Annotated in this window: 17 protein-coding genes; 2 read left to right on the top strand and 15 right to left on the bottom strand. The window is 34.4% G+C overall.

Translation table 11 applies throughout. From position 1 onward, the window contains the following. Positions 1-3 precede the first annotated feature (3 nt). The 3 genes from FF105_RS08230 to FF105_RS08220 all read right to left on the bottom strand — a co-directional run bounded on the left by FF105_RS08230 (position 4) and on the right by FF105_RS08220 (position 2,884). On the bottom strand, positions 4-951 hold the full coding sequence (locus FF105_RS08230) for a mannose/fructose/sorbose PTS transporter subunit IIA (protein ID WP_010291280.1): 948 nt from the start codon (positions 949-951) through the stop codon (positions 4-6). A gap of 200 nt (positions 952-1,151) precedes the next feature. After that, positions 1,152-2,108 (bottom strand): type I phosphomannose isomerase catalytic subunit, encoded by a 957-nt coding sequence (locus FF105_RS08225; protein WP_010291279.1) that lies wholly within the window; start codon positions 2,106-2,108, stop codon positions 1,152-1,154. A gap of 35 nt (positions 2,109-2,143) precedes the next feature. Continuing rightward, positions 2,144-2,884, bottom strand: a complete 741-nt coding sequence (locus FF105_RS08220) for a nitroreductase family protein (RefSeq protein ID WP_010291275.1) — start codon at positions 2,882-2,884, stop codon at positions 2,144-2,146. Positions 2,885-2,986: 102 nt separating this feature from the next. Between FF105_RS08220 and FF105_RS08215 the strand changes: the two genes are divergently transcribed. Continuing rightward, positions 2,987-3,469 (top strand): aromatic acid exporter family protein, encoded by a 483-nt coding sequence (locus FF105_RS08215; RefSeq protein WP_290046625.1) that lies wholly within the window; start codon positions 2,987-2,989, stop codon positions 3,467-3,469. On the opposite strand, the gene FF105_RS08210 is transcribed toward FF105_RS08215, so the two are convergent. Next, a complete protein-coding gene (locus tag FF105_RS08210; RefSeq protein ID WP_010291270.1) occupies positions 3,466-4,284 on the bottom strand; it encodes an HAD-IIB family hydrolase in 819 nt (272 codons plus the stop codon). The genes FF105_RS08215 and FF105_RS08210 overlap by 4 nt on opposite strands. A gap of 517 nt (positions 4,285-4,801) precedes the next feature. Here FF105_RS08210 and FF105_RS08205 point away from each other — a divergent pair. After that, entirely contained in the window at positions 4,802-5,572 is a 771-nt protein-coding gene (locus tag FF105_RS08205) for an IS3 family transposase (protein ID WP_290046623.1), read from the top strand. A gap of 68 nt (positions 5,573-5,640) precedes the next feature. Here the strand turns inward: FF105_RS08205 and FF105_RS08200 are convergent, their stop codons facing one another. The 11 genes from FF105_RS08200 to FF105_RS08150 form a co-directional block, all read right to left on the bottom strand. Further along, positions 5,641-7,059, bottom strand: a complete 1,419-nt coding sequence (locus FF105_RS08200; RefSeq protein ID WP_290046621.1) for a flippase — start codon at positions 7,057-7,059, stop codon at positions 5,641-5,643. Between the two features lie 53 nt (positions 7,060-7,112). Beyond that, a complete protein-coding gene (locus tag FF105_RS08195; RefSeq protein ID WP_259710935.1) occupies positions 7,113-8,279 on the bottom strand; it encodes a nucleotide sugar dehydrogenase in 1,167 nt (388 codons plus the stop codon). 200 nt (positions 8,280-8,479) lie between these two features. Then, positions 8,480-9,610, bottom strand: coding sequence for a glycosyltransferase (locus FF105_RS08190; RefSeq protein ID WP_290046619.1), 1,131 nt, complete (start codon positions 9,608-9,610; stop codon positions 8,480-8,482). Positions 9,611-9,613: 3 nt separating this feature from the next. Continuing rightward, positions 9,614-10,624 (bottom strand): glycosyltransferase family 2 protein, encoded by a 1,011-nt coding sequence (locus FF105_RS08185; protein ID WP_290046617.1) that lies wholly within the window; start codon positions 10,622-10,624, stop codon positions 9,614-9,616. Between the two features lie 32 nt (positions 10,625-10,656). Next, on the bottom strand, positions 10,657-11,754 hold the full coding sequence (locus FF105_RS08180; RefSeq protein ID WP_290046615.1) for an EpsG family protein: 1,098 nt from the start codon (positions 11,752-11,754) through the stop codon (positions 10,657-10,659). Positions 11,755-11,765: 11 nt separating this feature from the next. Next, complete coding sequence (locus FF105_RS08175; protein WP_290046613.1) at positions 11,766-12,857, bottom strand: glycosyltransferase; 1,092 nt, start codon at positions 12,855-12,857, stop codon at positions 11,766-11,768. 17 nt (positions 12,858-12,874) lie between these two features. Then, positions 12,875-13,666, bottom strand: coding sequence for a glycosyltransferase family 2 protein (locus FF105_RS08170; RefSeq protein ID WP_290046612.1), 792 nt, complete (start codon positions 13,664-13,666; stop codon positions 12,875-12,877). Positions 13,667-13,853: 187 nt separating this feature from the next. Beyond that, positions 13,854-14,456: a sugar transferase gene (locus tag FF105_RS08165; RefSeq protein WP_290046632.1), complete on the bottom strand. Its 603-nt coding sequence runs from the start codon at positions 14,454-14,456 to the stop codon at positions 13,854-13,856. A gap of 56 nt (positions 14,457-14,512) precedes the next feature. After that, a complete protein-coding gene (locus FF105_RS08160) occupies positions 14,513-15,280 on the bottom strand; it encodes a CpsD/CapB family tyrosine-protein kinase (RefSeq protein WP_290046611.1) in 768 nt (255 codons plus the stop codon). Between the two features lie 16 nt (positions 15,281-15,296). Further along, positions 15,297-16,196 (bottom strand): YveK family protein, encoded by a 900-nt coding sequence (locus FF105_RS08155; RefSeq protein ID WP_290046609.1) that lies wholly within the window; start codon positions 16,194-16,196, stop codon positions 15,297-15,299. Positions 16,197-16,218: 22 nt separating this feature from the next. Beyond that, positions 16,219-16,989, bottom strand: coding sequence for a tyrosine-protein phosphatase (locus FF105_RS08150; protein WP_290046608.1), 771 nt, complete (start codon positions 16,987-16,989; stop codon positions 16,219-16,221). Positions 16,990-17,078: the final 89 nt, after the last annotated feature.

The following is a 17,078-nucleotide window of genomic DNA, read 5'->3' as shown; positions in this document are numbered from 1 at the left end:
ATGTTATTTAACATTTGCTTTCTTGATTAAATCAAACAAGTTAGATTTGCTGTCATTTGGTACCTTACGGACATCAAATTCAACACCTAGATCACGTAACTTTTCGAAAGCAGCAACGTCAGTCTTATCCATTGACAAAACCTTGTTGACCATTGTTTTTCCTTCTGAATGGGCCATAGATCCGACGTTAAGTGATTTCAATGGTACGCCGCCTTCAACAGCTCTCAAGACATCTTCAACTGTCTCAAACAAAAGGAAAGCATCAACACCACCAAATCGATCGTCCTTGGCAACTTCAATCATTTTACTGATTGGCACAATATTTGCTTTGACACCATTAGGCGCCGCTTGTTGAATAAGACTCTTGCGCAATTCGTCCTTAGCAACTGCATCAGAAACAACAATGATTCGGTTTGCCTTTGAATCAGGTGTCCAAGCAGTAGCAACCTGACCGTGCAATAAACGTGTATCCAAGCGAGCCAACTTAATATTAATGTGACCCTCTTTAAGACCAACAGTTGACTTTTCTTTACTTGCAGCTGGTGCAGCTTCTTGGAACTCAGGTACAGACTTAACACCCTCACGAGCTACCGGCACCAAATACTTAGCCAAATCCGCAGCCTTTGTTTGACTCAAACGCCCACCGTAGGCCTCAATTAGCATTGGCAGGTTTAATCCTGACACAATAGCCATTTTATCTGGGTTTTGCTTTTGAATCAGGCTGGCACGATTAAAGGGTGAACCACCCCACAAATCAACCAAGAACAGCACTTCATCATCATTGTTAAACTTCGACAATGCTTCTTGATAGTGCTGATCCAAATCATCAGGGCCTTCATTAGGTAGGAATGTCACAACTTCAACGTTTTCTTGCTCACCGAAAATCATTGATCCTGACATCAAAATGCCTTTTGCAAAGTCCCCATGGCTGGCAATAATCAAATTAACCATTAGGAAATCTCCTTCTCAATAAATTGTTTACTTAATGATTATAGCGAAATGAAACCATTTTGTAAACGCTTACACAATAACAATTTAGTTATTGTTTACAAATCATATTATAATGTATCAGAGCAAAAAAGTAAACGCTTTCATATTTGTTTACAAAAAAGTAGAATAACTTTCATAAAATCCTTTCAGCATGTTTACATTTAAAATCGTTGATCTGGATTATCGTCTTTCGTGACAAAACTTTTAATGATTGTCATGTCGCCATCTAATGCGTAAGATATTGCTTCATCGTCAAAAAGAATAAAACTGTCACCTTTTTTGACAGCAGTCTCGTTAACACGGCCTGCACCATCTATAACCGTGAATAATTCATAATGATGTGCCAAATTAAACATTGATAAACCACGAACAGATAGTTTCTCAACAGTAAACTTCACAGAGGTTACCAATCGCGTCACAATCGTTTGATCAACAATAGTGGTTGTTTGCTTTAAAACAGGATCATGATGTGGCACAGTCGTAACATCGAGTGCATCGGCAATCTGCAAATCACGCTTTTGTCCTGTCGTGGCATCAACACGGTCAAAGTCATAAAAGCGATACGTTGTATCGGAGCTTTGTTGCGTTTCTAAAGCGACAATTCCTGCTCCCAGCGCATGAAAAGTGCCAGCGGGAACATAGAAGAAGTCCCCTTTTTTAACAGGAACAGTTCGAAGCATATGATCCCAATCTTCTTTTTCAACCATCGCCTTTAGTTCATCACGACTTTGCGCATAATGTCCATAATAAATTTTAGCATTTGGGGTCGCATCTAAAATGTACCAGCATTCAGTTTTGCCGTATTTTTCACGTGATTGTGTATCGTTTGGGTGAACTTGAATCGATAAATCTTGGTGCGCGTCAAGAATTTTAATTAACAACGGAAAGGCCTCATTGGCCTCATGACCACCAAAAAGATTGGGATTATCTTGCCATAATTGTGTTAAGGTTTGTCCAGCAAATGGGCCATCCTTGATGATTGATTCGCCATTTTTATGGGCGGCAATAGCCCAAGCTTCACCAACGTGATCGCCTTTAATAGGAAAATGAAAATCTTTCAAGGCCGTACCACCCCAAATTTTATCGTGTAAGGCTGCTTCTAATATTACTAATGTCATTTTGTAACCGCTTTCATTTTAATTTAAATAAAAACTTATTTTAAATTAAAGCCTTTATTTTGAGTGTATTGTGTCAATTCAGATGTGTCACGATTGGCTGTTAGCATTCTAACATTGTTGCTAATCCACGAACGAGTCACACCACGTTGCGCATAATAATCCGTCATGATTTTATCATATCGCATCACTGCCTCAACCATTTGTTCTTGATGATAACCATCTTTCATCAAAACACCGTCTAAATCAAGCTTTGGTTTAATACCAGGGTCTTGGGCCGGATAACCAATTGAGAATCCCATAACTGCTTTCACATACTTAGGTAGGTTGAGTTCTGATTCATAAAGCTCAAAAGCTTTTAAAGCGCCGGCCATGGTCACGCTTCCTAATCCAAGTGATTCAGCAGCGACTTGCGCACGTCCTAACGCAATACCAGCACTAATGATGCCACCTTCAAGCACATTATACCGCTTTATATTTTCCTCAGCTAACGCTTTTTCTTCTGGCGTCAATCCGATGAGGTCTTTATTGTAATCCACTGCGACAACAAAGTAACGCGTAGCGGTTTCAATATATTTCATCCCCACCTGAGCAGTAATTTCCGCCTTCAGCTTCTGTGAAGTAATTTCAATGAAGGTTACCGGTTGGTAATTATTCATGTTTGGTCCAGCGACAGCTGCATGAAAAATTTCTTGAACCTGTTCGTCTGTCACGGGGTCATCAGTGAAGGCACGTATCGACATATGTTGGTTCAATAAATCAAGGGTTGGGTTTGACATTTTGTCATTCCTTTCTAGAGCGTGTTTTGATTGTCTAAACAACCTACCTAGATAGTATCACAAAGTTGTGATAAAATAACAAAATATTCATTGGAGAAATTTATGCAAATAGGAAAATTTCGGTTAGGTTTAAGAACACTAAAGACAGCCTTCGCTGTTATGATCATTATCACATCTTTTTACTTTTTTAATCGGCCACCGTTTGTAGCTGCTTTAGCGGCAGTTTTTGCTTTACGAGAAAGTTGGGACAAAACCCTTAACTTTGCTAAAGTACGGCTAATATCAAACACGGTTGGTGGTGGTTTCGCGCTCATTTACTTTATCGTACGTGAACAAACTAACCATGCCCCATGGACTTCGATGATTCTACTACCACTATTGGTCATTGTCGCAATTGTTTTGCTTGACGGCTTCGATTACAATAGTGGCGTAATCGGTGCCATGGCTGCTTTGCTAATGATTTCATTAAATATTCCAGCCGGTGCCACTATTGTTTATGTTTTTGAACGAATTGTGGATACTTTCATTGGTGTTGCTGTTACCATCTTGATTAATCGCTTTGGATCACCAAAAAATGTTAATTAAATGCCTAAATAATTTTCGATTGTTTTCAATACACCGTCGTTGACATTCACGTCAGCGGCTTTTTTTGTCACAGCATCTTGCATAAACGCTTCAGCGTTAGGCATCACAAAACCATTTTCATATTTAGTCAGCATCTCTAAATCGTTACCATTATCGCCAAAGACCATCACTTCATCATCCAAAACATCATAGTAGTCTTGCAGCACTTGCAGTCCCGTTGCCTTATCAACACCACGCCCTAAAACGTCCACTGAGCCAAAACCAGAACCCGTAGCATGTAGCTCATCTCCAAAAACTTCACGTAGCGCAGCGACATGTTGTTGTACTTCATCATTTGGCCATACAAAAGTAATTTCTAAGATGTGGTCATCAACCGCCATTAATTTTTCAACTTGTTTGACGTTTGGATAGAATTGAAACACCATTTTAGCCACAGGGCCAGTGGCATGATTAGAAACATAGGTCGCATTATCGCCTGTCATAATAATAATATTTTCAGCAGATTCTGGATTTTTTGCATTCCAATCAATGACTTTGGCTAATTGTTCCGCCGATAAATGAACTGAATAAAGTTGTTGTTCACTCGTCGCAACAACCGCACCATTTGAGCCAACAAAGTCTAATGCATACCCTTTGGCAATGGTCGGTGCAAACAGTTGTTGCAAATTTTTGACTTGACGTCCAGACGCCGCCACAAACTTCATATCCCGTTTGGTCATCTCTGACAATACACGCTCAAAGCGTGCTTGATTATACATATCATTAGCAGTTAAGAATGTACCATCCATGTCAGAAGCAATTAATTTAATCGGCATTGTTCATCTCCTAGTCGTAAATATAACTTTATTATTATACCATCTCTTGATATAACTACAAAATAAGACAATTTCCCCGACTTTTCCCCAACCAAACAATCACTTCCGATAGCAAGGTGTACATATGATGGATGGCATTAATTAACCAACGGCTGCGCACCACTGAAAAATGCTCTTATAATAAAAAATGGACTATTTTTATTCAGTCCGTAAAATGAAGGTATAGGCGTATTTTTATACCAATTCGTTATTCACAAGATTTTAAAGATTCACTGGTTAAACTTCACCAAGAAGGACGTTCACTTAAATCATTGGCAGAGGAATTTGGACCTTCAAAAGATTCTATTGCTATTGGGGTCAAGCAATTAGAAAAGCGCCTCGCTATTTTGGAGGAAGAAAACGAAATTTTATCACGCATAGCCTGACAGGCATTGAGCGGCCATCTTACTAACAAAAAATAGTCCGTAATGTGGGATTGCCGCTTGTTAACCAATTTTTAGCACAAGGCTAGGCGCTTGTGCGTATTTTAAATGCACTTAAAATCAAACCTAGTACCTATTACAACTGGCGCCATTGGCAACCCAGTCGACAAGAAAAGCGTAGAGAATGCCTAAAGCCTTATATTTTAGACGTTTGGAAAACCTTTAAATTTTATGGTTATCGTCGTATTGCTGCTTATAGTCAACAAACCGACGGTCCGAAAGTATCTGAGTATATGACACTCAAATTGATGCGTGAATTAGGGATTAAATCCCGCATGCAAAAACGTTATCGCAAACCCAAAACTGTTGTGACGGTTGCTCAAAAACCCAATTTGATTAGACACTTGCATGATTTGAGCGGTGTTTGGCAAACAGATATCACTTATATTCAGTTGACTAATCACAGATGGGTCTATTTAGCGACCATTTTTGATCCTGAGAAGAGAAAAGTATTGGGCTATAAAATTGGCGATGCAATGACAGCCGAGCTAGCCACAAGTGCCTTACAGATGGCGTTAGATAAGCATCGAAGGCCACTCATTATTCATTCAGATATGGGGCCACAATACACGAGTGCTGAATTTAATATTAAATGTCAAAATTATGGCTTGAAACATTCTTATTCACTCGAAGGACATCCGTACGATAATGCGTTGCGTATGGAAGCGTTTCATTCAATATTGAAGCGTGAAGAGGTTTATTTGAAGGCATACCAAGCATTAACTGAAGTCCAAGCAGCCATTGGTTGGTATATTAATTTTTATAATAGCAATCGTACCTACCTCAAATGTCACCTAATTAACTAAATAAAAAATCGTTCAACTTATTGACTTCTGTGTATAATTATAGAATCAATTTTAAATTTTTCACTATATTATTCGTGGAAGAAGTTTCTCCAATTTTGCAAAATATCGGCTTTTAACAGAAAAAGTGTTATAAAATATGTAGCAATACCCACAAAAATTTCCAAAATCACTGAAACAATTGTCGCTGGTAGTATGTGACTAAGTGTCCGAGTAACTCCAAACATTATAAAACTCCCCACCGCATATTTGTAAAAATTTGAAAATAACATTGCTGTAACATTTAAGTATTTCCTTATGCTATATACCAAATATACCATAACAATTAATTCGCTAACGAATGTAGCAATAATTGCCCCATAAACACCAAAATTACTAATTAAAATAACATTTAAAGACACATTGCTAAGAGCTCCTAATATGGTTGATATAATGTATTCTCGATTCATTCTTGAAGGTATTAAGTATTGATTAGTAATGGCTATGCTCCATGAAATAATCAGAATGACAGGACTCTCCATTATAACCAATAGAGCTACTACACTAAATTTTGCACCCAAGAATAGTGGTACAAACGTAGAAGATATTGCTGCTAATCCCATCATTAACGGCAATGCCAAAACATTAATAAATTCAAATGATTGATTCATATAATACTCAACGCTTTTTGTTTTTCCTTCAGCTATTAAATTTGCAATTCGTGGCATTAACACCGCAGATAATGATGAAACAATTGTAAGAGCTAATCTAACCAAAGTATCAGAAGAGCTGAAAAAACCAACGGCCGAAACTGAGTCCATTTGTCCAAGCATTGTTTTATTCACAACCAAATAAATTTGGGTGGCAACTTGAGGTAAAAAAAGTAATATAGCCGGTTTTAAATGTTGAATAACATTTAAATTTTTTATGTTAAAAAATTCAACCTGATTGATTAAAAATGGAATTAATACTATGTTACCGATTAAAGTAGATCCACCGATTATAATGATGTATAACAATAAGTCCCTATTGGTACGAACAAATGAAAATATCAAAATTAGTGAAGCTATCTTTACAATAACATTACGAATAACATTTTTTTTAAAATCTTCGACACCCATGAAATACCAGGAGACATCAAATACATTGGCAAATAATGTTAATGATTGAGCAATTAATAATACTCTAAATTCACTGCACATAAATAAATAGCTAGCTAGAAGTATTCCTGAAAATAAAGTAGTAAGTAATTTCAAAATAGTTATTTCAAAAAACAACTTTGATCGTTTTTCTCGATTGTCTTGCACGTAGGCAATTTGGCGGCTACCATACAACGTAATACCCAAACTACCTAATAGTAGAAAATATGACACCACAGAATTTGTGTAAGCGTATGTCCCTAACCCCTTTGGGCCAAGTACTCTAGAAATATAAGGCATGGTAACCAATGGAACGATGAGTAAAAGAATCTGATAACTCATATTATACATATAGTTTTTTAAAACTTTCACTCCCAAATCTCCTTCAATCCATACAATATTATATTTTATAACAATTACACTTATTAATCTCTTTTATACAAATCTCTTGTGTAAACCTTATGTTTTACATCTGCGAGCATACTGTCCCAACGATTGGCAATAATTATATCTGATTTTGACTCAAACTGGCCGAAATCAGATATAACTTCTGATTTAAAGAATTCATTCACTTTTAGCGTTGGTTCATAAACCACAACCTTAATTCCTTTCGCCTTAATACGCTTCATAACACCTTGAATTGAAGACGCCCTAAAATTATCGCTACCTTCTTTCATTGTTAGACGATAAATACCCACTGTATTAGGATTCCGATTGATAATCTGGTTAGCTACAAAATCTTTACGTGTCGTATTTGAATCGACTATCCCTTTAATAATGTTATTGGGAACATTTTCAAAATTAGCAAGTAATTGTTTTGTGTCTTTTGGTAAACAATATCCTCCATATCCAAACGAAGGGTTATTATAATGATTGCCAATACGTGGATCCAATCCAACACCATCGATAATATTTTTTGTATTTAGGCCACGAATCTCAGCGTATGTATCTAATTCATTAAAATAGGCTACTCTCATGGCTAGATAAGTATTAGCAAAAAGTTTTATGGCTTCGGCTTCTGAACTATCCACGAACAATTGTGGTATCTTTTTTTCCTGTGCGCCGTTAGCTAATAAATTTGAAAATTGGCGAGCTCTTTTTGAATCTTCTCCAACAATTATTCTTGAGGGATGTAAATTATCATATAGAGCTTTACCCTCACGCAAAAATTCTGGAGAAAAAATAATATTATTAATATTGTATTTTTCCTTGACAAGGTTTGTAAACCCAACTGGAACTGTAGATTTTATAATCATCAATGCACTCGTATTAACTTCAAGAACTTCTTTAATTACCGACTCCACAGCGGTGGTGTCAAAATGATTCGTTGCAGGATCATAATTAGTGGGAGTAGCTATAATGACAAAATCTGCATCTCTATAGGCCTCCATACCTTTGGCCGTTGCTTCTAAATTCAATTGTTTTTTCGATAGAAATTCGGATATTTCATAATCCTGGATGGGAGAAATACCTTGATTTATCATAGCCACTTTATCTGTATTAATATCAACAGCAGTTACCTCATTATTCTGTGCCAATAAAATAGCTAATGACAATCCAACATATCCTGTACCTGCAACCGCAATTTTCATTTTATCTCCTTTAATAATATAAACCTTTTATTTTCTTTGCAAACAAGTAGGGTAGAAATAGAATATTTCCTCCACACTTCCGTCGCTATTGCTAATTGCAAAAGAAAGCTGCTTAACCGATTTAAGTCTGAATAAATAAATCAAAATGATTAATTTAGAGTAACTAGTTTTTCAAAAATTTTAATTCTTTCAAAAACAGTTCACCAATTATTCTCTTTATTTTTCAAATTATCATCAAAAATTTGTTCCATCTTAACTACCATCGAATTTGTACTATAACCATTCTTTTCTATTTCAACATCATGTGATTTTCTTTTTGATTCTTTAACATTCTTCTGCCCTAGTAATATTTGATTCGCCCATTGCTCTGCACTCTGACTTAATGGAACCTTTTTTATTAAGGGTGTTTGCATCACTTCGTCATTAAATGCATCTGAAACATAGCATGACACTCCTGCACATTGCGCCTCAAGCACTGAAATTCCGAACCCCTCAAACAAAGACGGAGCTATCATAACATCTACAGTTTGTAATAAATTATTAATATCACCTCTCATTCCTAAAAATTTTACGGCACTGTTTAAGTTCAAATTCTCCACCTGTTGTTTGAGATTCTTCTTGAGTTGCCCATCCCCTATAAGTAATAATAAACTATCATTATCTTTCCGATATATTTCAGAGAAAATTTTTATCAAAAAATCATGATTTTTTTGTGGAGAAAATCTAGCCACACATCCATACACTGTCTTAGAGCCAACTGAAATTTTTTTACGATACGATAAGCGTACGTCAGCGTTAAATTTATACTTGTCAACATCAATTGCATTGGGTATTACTGTGAACTGGTTATTCCCGAACATCCATTTTCCTGCATTGTCGCTACATGCTAATCTTATTATATTTTGTTTCATAAAGTATTTATGCAACATATGGAAAATTAGCGTGAACGGTTTATTCAACTCAATATGATCATTGTGTGCGTGAACAATGAGTTTTGTGTTGCTTAAATTTAAAACACTTTTCATTCCCGTAGTATCGCTCAGTGAGTTCACATTATAATATATATATTGATAATTTCCTTGTCTAATAATACTATTGAGTTGGCTAAAATTTGAAATTGGAGACCTTCTTCTAGATTGAATCTTATATATTTTCCCTCCCAATCGCTTAATTTCCTCTGTATAAGCTATGTTTTTATTTGCATACCAATCAATAAAATCAAACTGTACCTTTCTCTTATCAATATTACGGTAAAGATTCATTACATAAGCCTCAACCCCACCAAAATTTGGCGTCATACCTATATGTAATACTTTTATTTTTGAATACATGCGTCATCCTCTCTTTAAACTGGACTTTATTGCAATACAAATAGGAAACACTTTCAGATTCAATAAAAAGAACTTTATCCATTGTTTTTTCTTATTCAGTTTACTATTTTTTTTATGACGATATATTTTTTTTAAAGTTTTTTTTGCATCGATAATATACCTTTTTTGATTTCTTTTTAATGGTCTAAAAACATTTAAAATATCAGTGTCCCAACCACCCATTCGAGTAATGAGCATAAAAATCATGTTAAACTCATAATTTAATAATATACTTTTTAAACTAGAAAAATTTCTATCTATAAACAAGTCTATTTCATTAAAGGTTATCAACATATCTTGTAAATCTTTATCTGAGTGCATGTGAGTAATAGAATTTTTTCTTTGACGATAGATATATAGTCTATCGGAAGTAAAATATATTGTTCTTGCATATCCCAATATTTTGTAAGTTGTGGCTACATCTTCAAACTGTCTATCCTGAGGAAAATTAATTCGATTTTTTTTGTATATACTTTTTTTTACCAAAAGCTTCCATACATAATTACCAAACTGTCCACTAAATAAACTTTTTAGTGCAATACTTGAATTTATTTTTCCTAAGTCAGGTCCAGAATATGATGATTCTAGCAATTTATCATTGTTTAACGTAAGATATCCAAAACTAACAATGTCTGTACCATATTTGATTAATAGGTTCGTTGTTTTTTCAAGTAACTTCTCATTTAACATATCATCTGGATCAACAAATAAAATGAACTCACCACTGGAAAATTGTATTCCTTTATTTCTTGCAACCGAAAGTCCAGCATTTTTTTGAGTGTGTAATATAAACCTACAATCCAATTGACAAAATTGTTCGCAAATAAGGTTACTCTGATCAGTCGACCCGTCATCAATCATCACAACTTCAAAGTCATTAAATGTTTGGTTTCTGATACTTGCTAAGCAGTCATATAAATAATTTGCCACGTTGAATATAGGAACAATTATTGAAACTAACGGTTTTTTCTTCATTTCATCTCCAAGTATAAAACATTTCATACTATTTATCCAAAAATATAAGGTGTTATATTAGTCCAATGGGGCCTTAAAAGTAATATAACAAAAAAATAAATCAATAAGATAATATAGGTTAAAAGTTTCAAAAAGGTATAGAGCTTATTATCTTTTATCTCTTTCAGAGAATTAGGAACGTAGATGATGGCAGCTAGTTCAAAATACGATGCAATTCTAGTAAGCTGTGAAAAATTGAAAGAAATAACATATACACCTATTGAAGTGATAATAAGTATAGGCAGAATATTCTGGTTGATTTGCGAATAATACTTTGTCAATAAACTAGAGCTACCATGTTTATTAGCAATGTAACCAACAACTAAAAAATAAATCAATAGCATTATATTTAAAATAATACCTAGATAGCCGGAAGTTATGTTAGAATTAGCATAATCGGTGTAATTAATCTGATTAATTACATTCTCAAACTTCCCATAAATAGCAGCAATTACCAGTGAAATTATCATTATCCTGACAACGTTTATTTTGGTATATTGCCAATTTTTGAAAATAAGCACTACTAAAAAAAATAATGCCGTCTTATGAAATAAAAATGCACAAAAAACAAAGACAATACATAAAAGTGAACTGTGATACTTTAATAAGGATATGTAGGCAAGCATAACGAAAGCCATAGCTATTCCTTGACGCATTGTGTTCATAGTCATAGCCATATATCCAAGACAAACAAACATTGTTACCGATAAATATGAGTCAATGGATAACTTTTTGATGAATAAAAACAATACATAGTAGCTAATGAATGCAAAAATAATAAGTAGCCAACGAGGATTGTTTGTAAAATAAAATACTATTTTATTTAACAAAATATATCCATACTCAAATCTCGCATGTACCATTCCGACTAAATCAAAAAAGTTAATATCATTCACTGATGATCCAAAATAGTTAAAGAAAGAAACATAATTAATCGTATCAGTTCCAACTGCATAGTTTCTCCAGCCAGTAATTATAAACAAGTAGCCTACCAATAGAAACAGCATAATATTATCGATTAGTTTGGTCTTATAATGCCAACTCAATCCGAAAATTATTGTGATTAAAAAAAACATTGCGTAAACTTTCAAGTAGTTTTCCCTCACTTTCCATAATTAGACAGAATATACATTTCTTCCCACTGTCGAACTACATTGGCGCTATCCATGTGTGCTTTTTCTATCAGAAGCTTTCCATCGCTTCTTTTTACTGTATATCTAGATATTTCAATAATCTTTCTGGCCCAATCTTTGTTTGAATCTGAAAGACTCAGTTCAAATGAATTTTCAAATTTAACTGCATCTGGAATCACATCACTCAAGGCAACAGGTAATCCGTTCGATTGAGCCTCAAGGGCAGCCATGCCGAATCCTTCATATGTTGATGGGAAACAAAAGATATCCATAGCGGAATAATACTGATCAATATCGGATTGTGTATGTAACAGTATAACTTTATGCTCTATACCAAGCTGTGAAGTTTTATCCATTAATTGTTTTTTTAATTTTCCCTGTCCTATTAATAGTAGAATCCATGTGTTATTGGTATCCATTTTTAAGATATCAAAAAAAATTTCAATGAGCCGAAGTTGACTCTTTTGTTTAGAATAACGACCAACATTCCCCAACACAATAGCATTATTTTTGATATTAATACGCTGCCTCACAATTTGTCTATTTTGCTCATTATATTTAAATTTTTCTGTATCAATAGAATTTGGAATAACTTTGAACTTTTTACGAAGAAAAATTCCTTTACCTGCTTCATAGGTTACTGCAATAAATTTAGTTCCTGAAAAAAATATTGGCAAACTCATTATAAAGTTACGAATCGACTTAATTACTGAATCACTATAAACAGTTGCGTGACTATGAATAATTACTTGTTCAACATTGGTTTTCTTCAATCCAAAAAGAACTGTCCCCCATTGGGATGTGGCGTGATAATGTATTATTTTATAATCATTTTGTTTTAAAACATTCTGCAGTTTTCTAAATAATATGAAAAAATTGTTTCTCTGATTTTTACGAACGGTATAAACTTTGCCACCTAAACTATGTATCTCATCTATAAATGACTCTTCTTCCATATCAGTTACCAAAAAATCAAATTGAAATTTCGATTTATCAATTTTTCTATAGATATTCATAATAACGTGCATGCGTCCATTTTTTAGACTAACTGTTCCTGGCAAGTGCAGTATACGGATCATTATTTATTCCTCTCTAGCCTGAACATTTGTTTGATACTCATCAACAATTTACGAATAACACCTTTGCGAACAAGATGAAAAATAAGATAACTTGACTTAAAAACATTAATTTTTTCATAGTTTCGGTATATTCTCCAATGATATTTAATTAAATCTTTTTTATTATAAGATAATGAGTTAGATCGGATCCTATAATGTACTAAGATATCTGGAATGACGTAAATTAATTTGGCCTTTTTAATAACGTTGATCCACATTAGATAATCGTTTCTTTTTTTAATCAAAGGGACGAAGGTCTTACCTAGTATTTGTGAGTCATATATAATCGTGGAATTCCCCGGGCAGTCTTTTAGTAAATCCCAATAATTTCTAGTGATTTTGCCTCTAACTATACGATTTAACCTTTTGCCAGTATAGTCAATGTAATCATAATATGAAGCCACAAATGAAATTTTTTTATCTTTCATGAACTTTAATTGTTTCTCCAGCTTATTAAAGGCCCAAATATCATCACTATCAATAAAAGCAATATATCTTCCCTTTGCAAGATCAATTCCCAGGTTGCGTGCATTAGCAGCTCCCTTATTTTCATTTAAGCAAATTAATTTTATTCTTGAGTCAGTCATTGCTAATTTTTTAATAATATTTTTCGAATTATCGTAGGACATATCATCAACAATTATCAATTCAAGATTTCCGTACGTCTGATTTAAAACTGACCAAATCGAATTTTCCACATACTCAGCCGTATTATAATTTGGCATTATAATACTCACAATATCTTCTCTCATAGATTTTTCTCCAATTATACTTCATTGTAAAAGTACTAATAACAACTTTCATAATCGTTTTATTTCAATTGTTTAATAGCCAAATTTAAATTACACTTTATAAAAAATTATAAGTCCCTACATTATCTTGAATATAATTTTCATTTTACCTAAAATTTGATTTGCAGGACTAGATCCAAAGAATACCCTACTTAATATTATGCTGTACGTCTTCACTAATTGTTCCTGCCTTTTTAAATACACCTTCACGCTTTAATACAGAAAAAACCGTTTGTACCGTTAAAAACATATCTACTATGAAACTCAGGTGTGCAGCATATTTTGCATCATAAGTTGCCTTATCTTCATCAGAAAGATTATTTCTTCCATTAACTTGTGCTAATCCCGAAATACCCGGAAGAACAGAATCCCCACCATTTTTCTTCCTCAACTTAATGACTTTTATATCAGTAATGGCCATTGGTCTTGGCCCAATGAAGCTCATATCTCCTTTAATGATATTCCACAACTGTGGCAATTCATCGAGTGATGTTTTTCTAATAAACATACCGAAAGGCGTAATATAATTTTGAATATCTGTGAACTTTGAATTAGCAATTTGTGGTGCTGAATCAGTCATTGAACGAAATTTATATAATTTAAACGGCCGTGAATTGCGACCATAACGCACTTGAATGAATAATATGGGACCCTTTGATGTGAGCTTTATAATCAAAGCAATAGTCACCAAGGGTAAAAGTAAAAGTATGAATAAAAATATTGCTAACAGTAAATCAAAAAAACGTTTCAAAAACCGTCTGTATACCAAAAACCCTTCCTCTTCTCTCTGTTCTCCCTATTAATCAACTATTTCGACTTGGTATCTCCATAACCATAGTCGTATCCATAGCCATAGCCTGAACTCCCTTTCTTTCTACGGCTTTGATCATTATATATAAATCCTAATATAGGTGCTTCAGCAATTTTTAAAATTTCGTTTGTTCGTTGCAAGGCGTCTTTATTGGTTTTACCGCCATTCACAACTATCGCCACACCATCAACTATAGACATAAGGACTTGTGCGTCTGTTACCCCCAAAAATGGTGGTACATCAAAAATAACCAAATCATATTGTGACTTGAGCTGAGTCACTAATTCAGTCATTCTATCTGAACCCAATAATTCAGCTGGGTTAGGCGGTATTGGACCTGAAGTTATCACATCCAAATGATCCATAGCAGTATGATGAACAACATCACTGATTATTTTATATTTATCGCCTAAGTAATTCGTTAACCCAGTTGAATTACGATTTAAGCCAAAAGAGACCGCCACAGTTGGGCGTCTCAAATCAGCGTCAACTAATAATACTTTCTTTCCTTGCAGTGCGTAGACAATTGCTAAATTGGCAGTTACTGTTGACTTGCCTTCAGATGGTAACGCTGAAGAGACTAATAATGTTTTGATTTCCCCTCTAGATACTGCGGTGAATTCAATATTAGTTCGCAAAGAGCGAAATTGTTCTGATACAGGGTTCTTTGGCTCAGCAGCTGTTATTAATCTAGCACCCTTCGTCATTGTTTCAACAGACCAATCATCTTTACTGGCACTTGATCGTTTCTTAAAAAAACTCATAATTATCTCCTACCCTCTAATCCCGATCTAAACGACTCAAACGTGATCGTTGTCTCCCACTACTCTGGTTTACCTTAAATTCAGCACTACTTGAAGGCGCCATACTAAAGTTTTTGACTGGCTTAACATGACCGATAACACCTAAGTTAGTCATACCAAATAATTGTGAGACTTCATCTGGAGACTTAATCGTCGTGTCTGCCACTTCTTTAATCAGCATATAAAGGAAAGTTAATCCACCAATAACTACCAATCCTGCTAATGTGAACAACTTAGTATTTGGCGACACGGGCTCCTTATTCGCTATGGCCGAATCTATAATTGACACGTTATTTATTTTCATAAAACCACCGATTTTGTCTTTAAAGACATCAGCCACTTCATTAGCTACGTCCGCGGCCAATTTTGGATCTTTGGACTTAACATTGATTGAAAAGACTTGTGAATTTTGTTGACTACTAATCGTGACCATACTTTTCAATTCATCAACTGAAAGGTGGTACTTTGTTTTGTTAGAAGGTTTGGTAATTTCTTTTTGGGCAGGTGTTACTACATGTCGTGTGCCATCAGAAAGTGTTTCATACACAGCGTCTTTAGCCTTCTGGACGACAATTGGTGCTGGATTTTCTAGTTTATCAGAAACAGTCCCTAACACGTTGCTTGAAATAATTAAATTTTTATATGTATTGATCAGCTGGACATCAGCTTGTTGATCAGATAAGTTAGCTGTGGCTGTACTTGTATCATCAGCTGATCGGTTAACTAGCAAACTAGTAGCTGAACTATAAGTAGGTGCAATAACAAATTTAGCCAAACCATAACCAGCACAAGCGCCAATAATAGTCATAAAAATAAGCGCAAAAAAATGCTTTTGAATAATATGCCATAATTGGCGCAGTTCAAGAACGTTATTCATGGTTCTTCAATCTCTCTCTTCTCTAAAATTTACTAAAAAACTTTCTGTTTACAATGGGCTCTGGTAAAAGCGTTGTCACATCATTACCTTCTAAAATTGCTTCAGCATTGCTCTCCAACAATTGCTGATAATCTTTACCTAACTGCTTTTCAACTTTGACCATTGCTTCAGCTAATTCATAACGACGGTTAGGCAAGTCGTGGGCATCAGACACAAAAACATGCGCTAGATTATGACTAAGAATTTGCTCAGTAAATTTCTCAACTTTTTTGCCGAATGTTCCTACATACGAACTAGCAGTTACCTGAGCCAAAGCACCCGCTTCGATTAAATCAAATAGAATGCGTGGCGTTGACATAATTTTGATATTTCTTTCTGGATGAGCAATTTCAACCGTAATACCACGTTGCATGATTTGAAAAATCATATCTGTACTGTAAGTAGGCACATCATCATCAGGAAATTCTAACAATAAATAGCGGTTAGTCTCATCAGCGAACAAAATATCATCATTATCCAGAGCTTCAAGTAAGTCACCATTTATTCTGACTTCTTGTGAAGGAAAAACTTGCAGTGGAATATGATTGTTATCCAAGTGTCTTTGAAATTCTTGAGTTAACCGAATAACGTCTGGTTTATGATTCACATATTGCCCATTCATATGATGAGGCGTCATCAATGCAGCTTTAATGCCGTTATCAACCGCCTCTTTAGCCATACGAATAGAACCTCGATATGATTTCGATCCATCGTCAATATTCGGTAATAAATGGCTATGCAAATCTACAATCATTAAACAATCCTCATTTACTTGTCTATATAAGAATACAACTTTTTTTTCACAATAACTTTATTTTCAATCAATGTAAACATATAGTAATT

Source organism: Leuconostoc sp. UCMA20149 (assembly GCF_030400235.1).
Classification (GTDB): domain Bacteria; phylum Bacillota; class Bacilli; order Lactobacillales; family Lactobacillaceae; genus Leuconostoc; species Leuconostoc pseudomesenteroides.
This window is presented reverse-complemented; position numbering and strand designations above follow the sequence as displayed.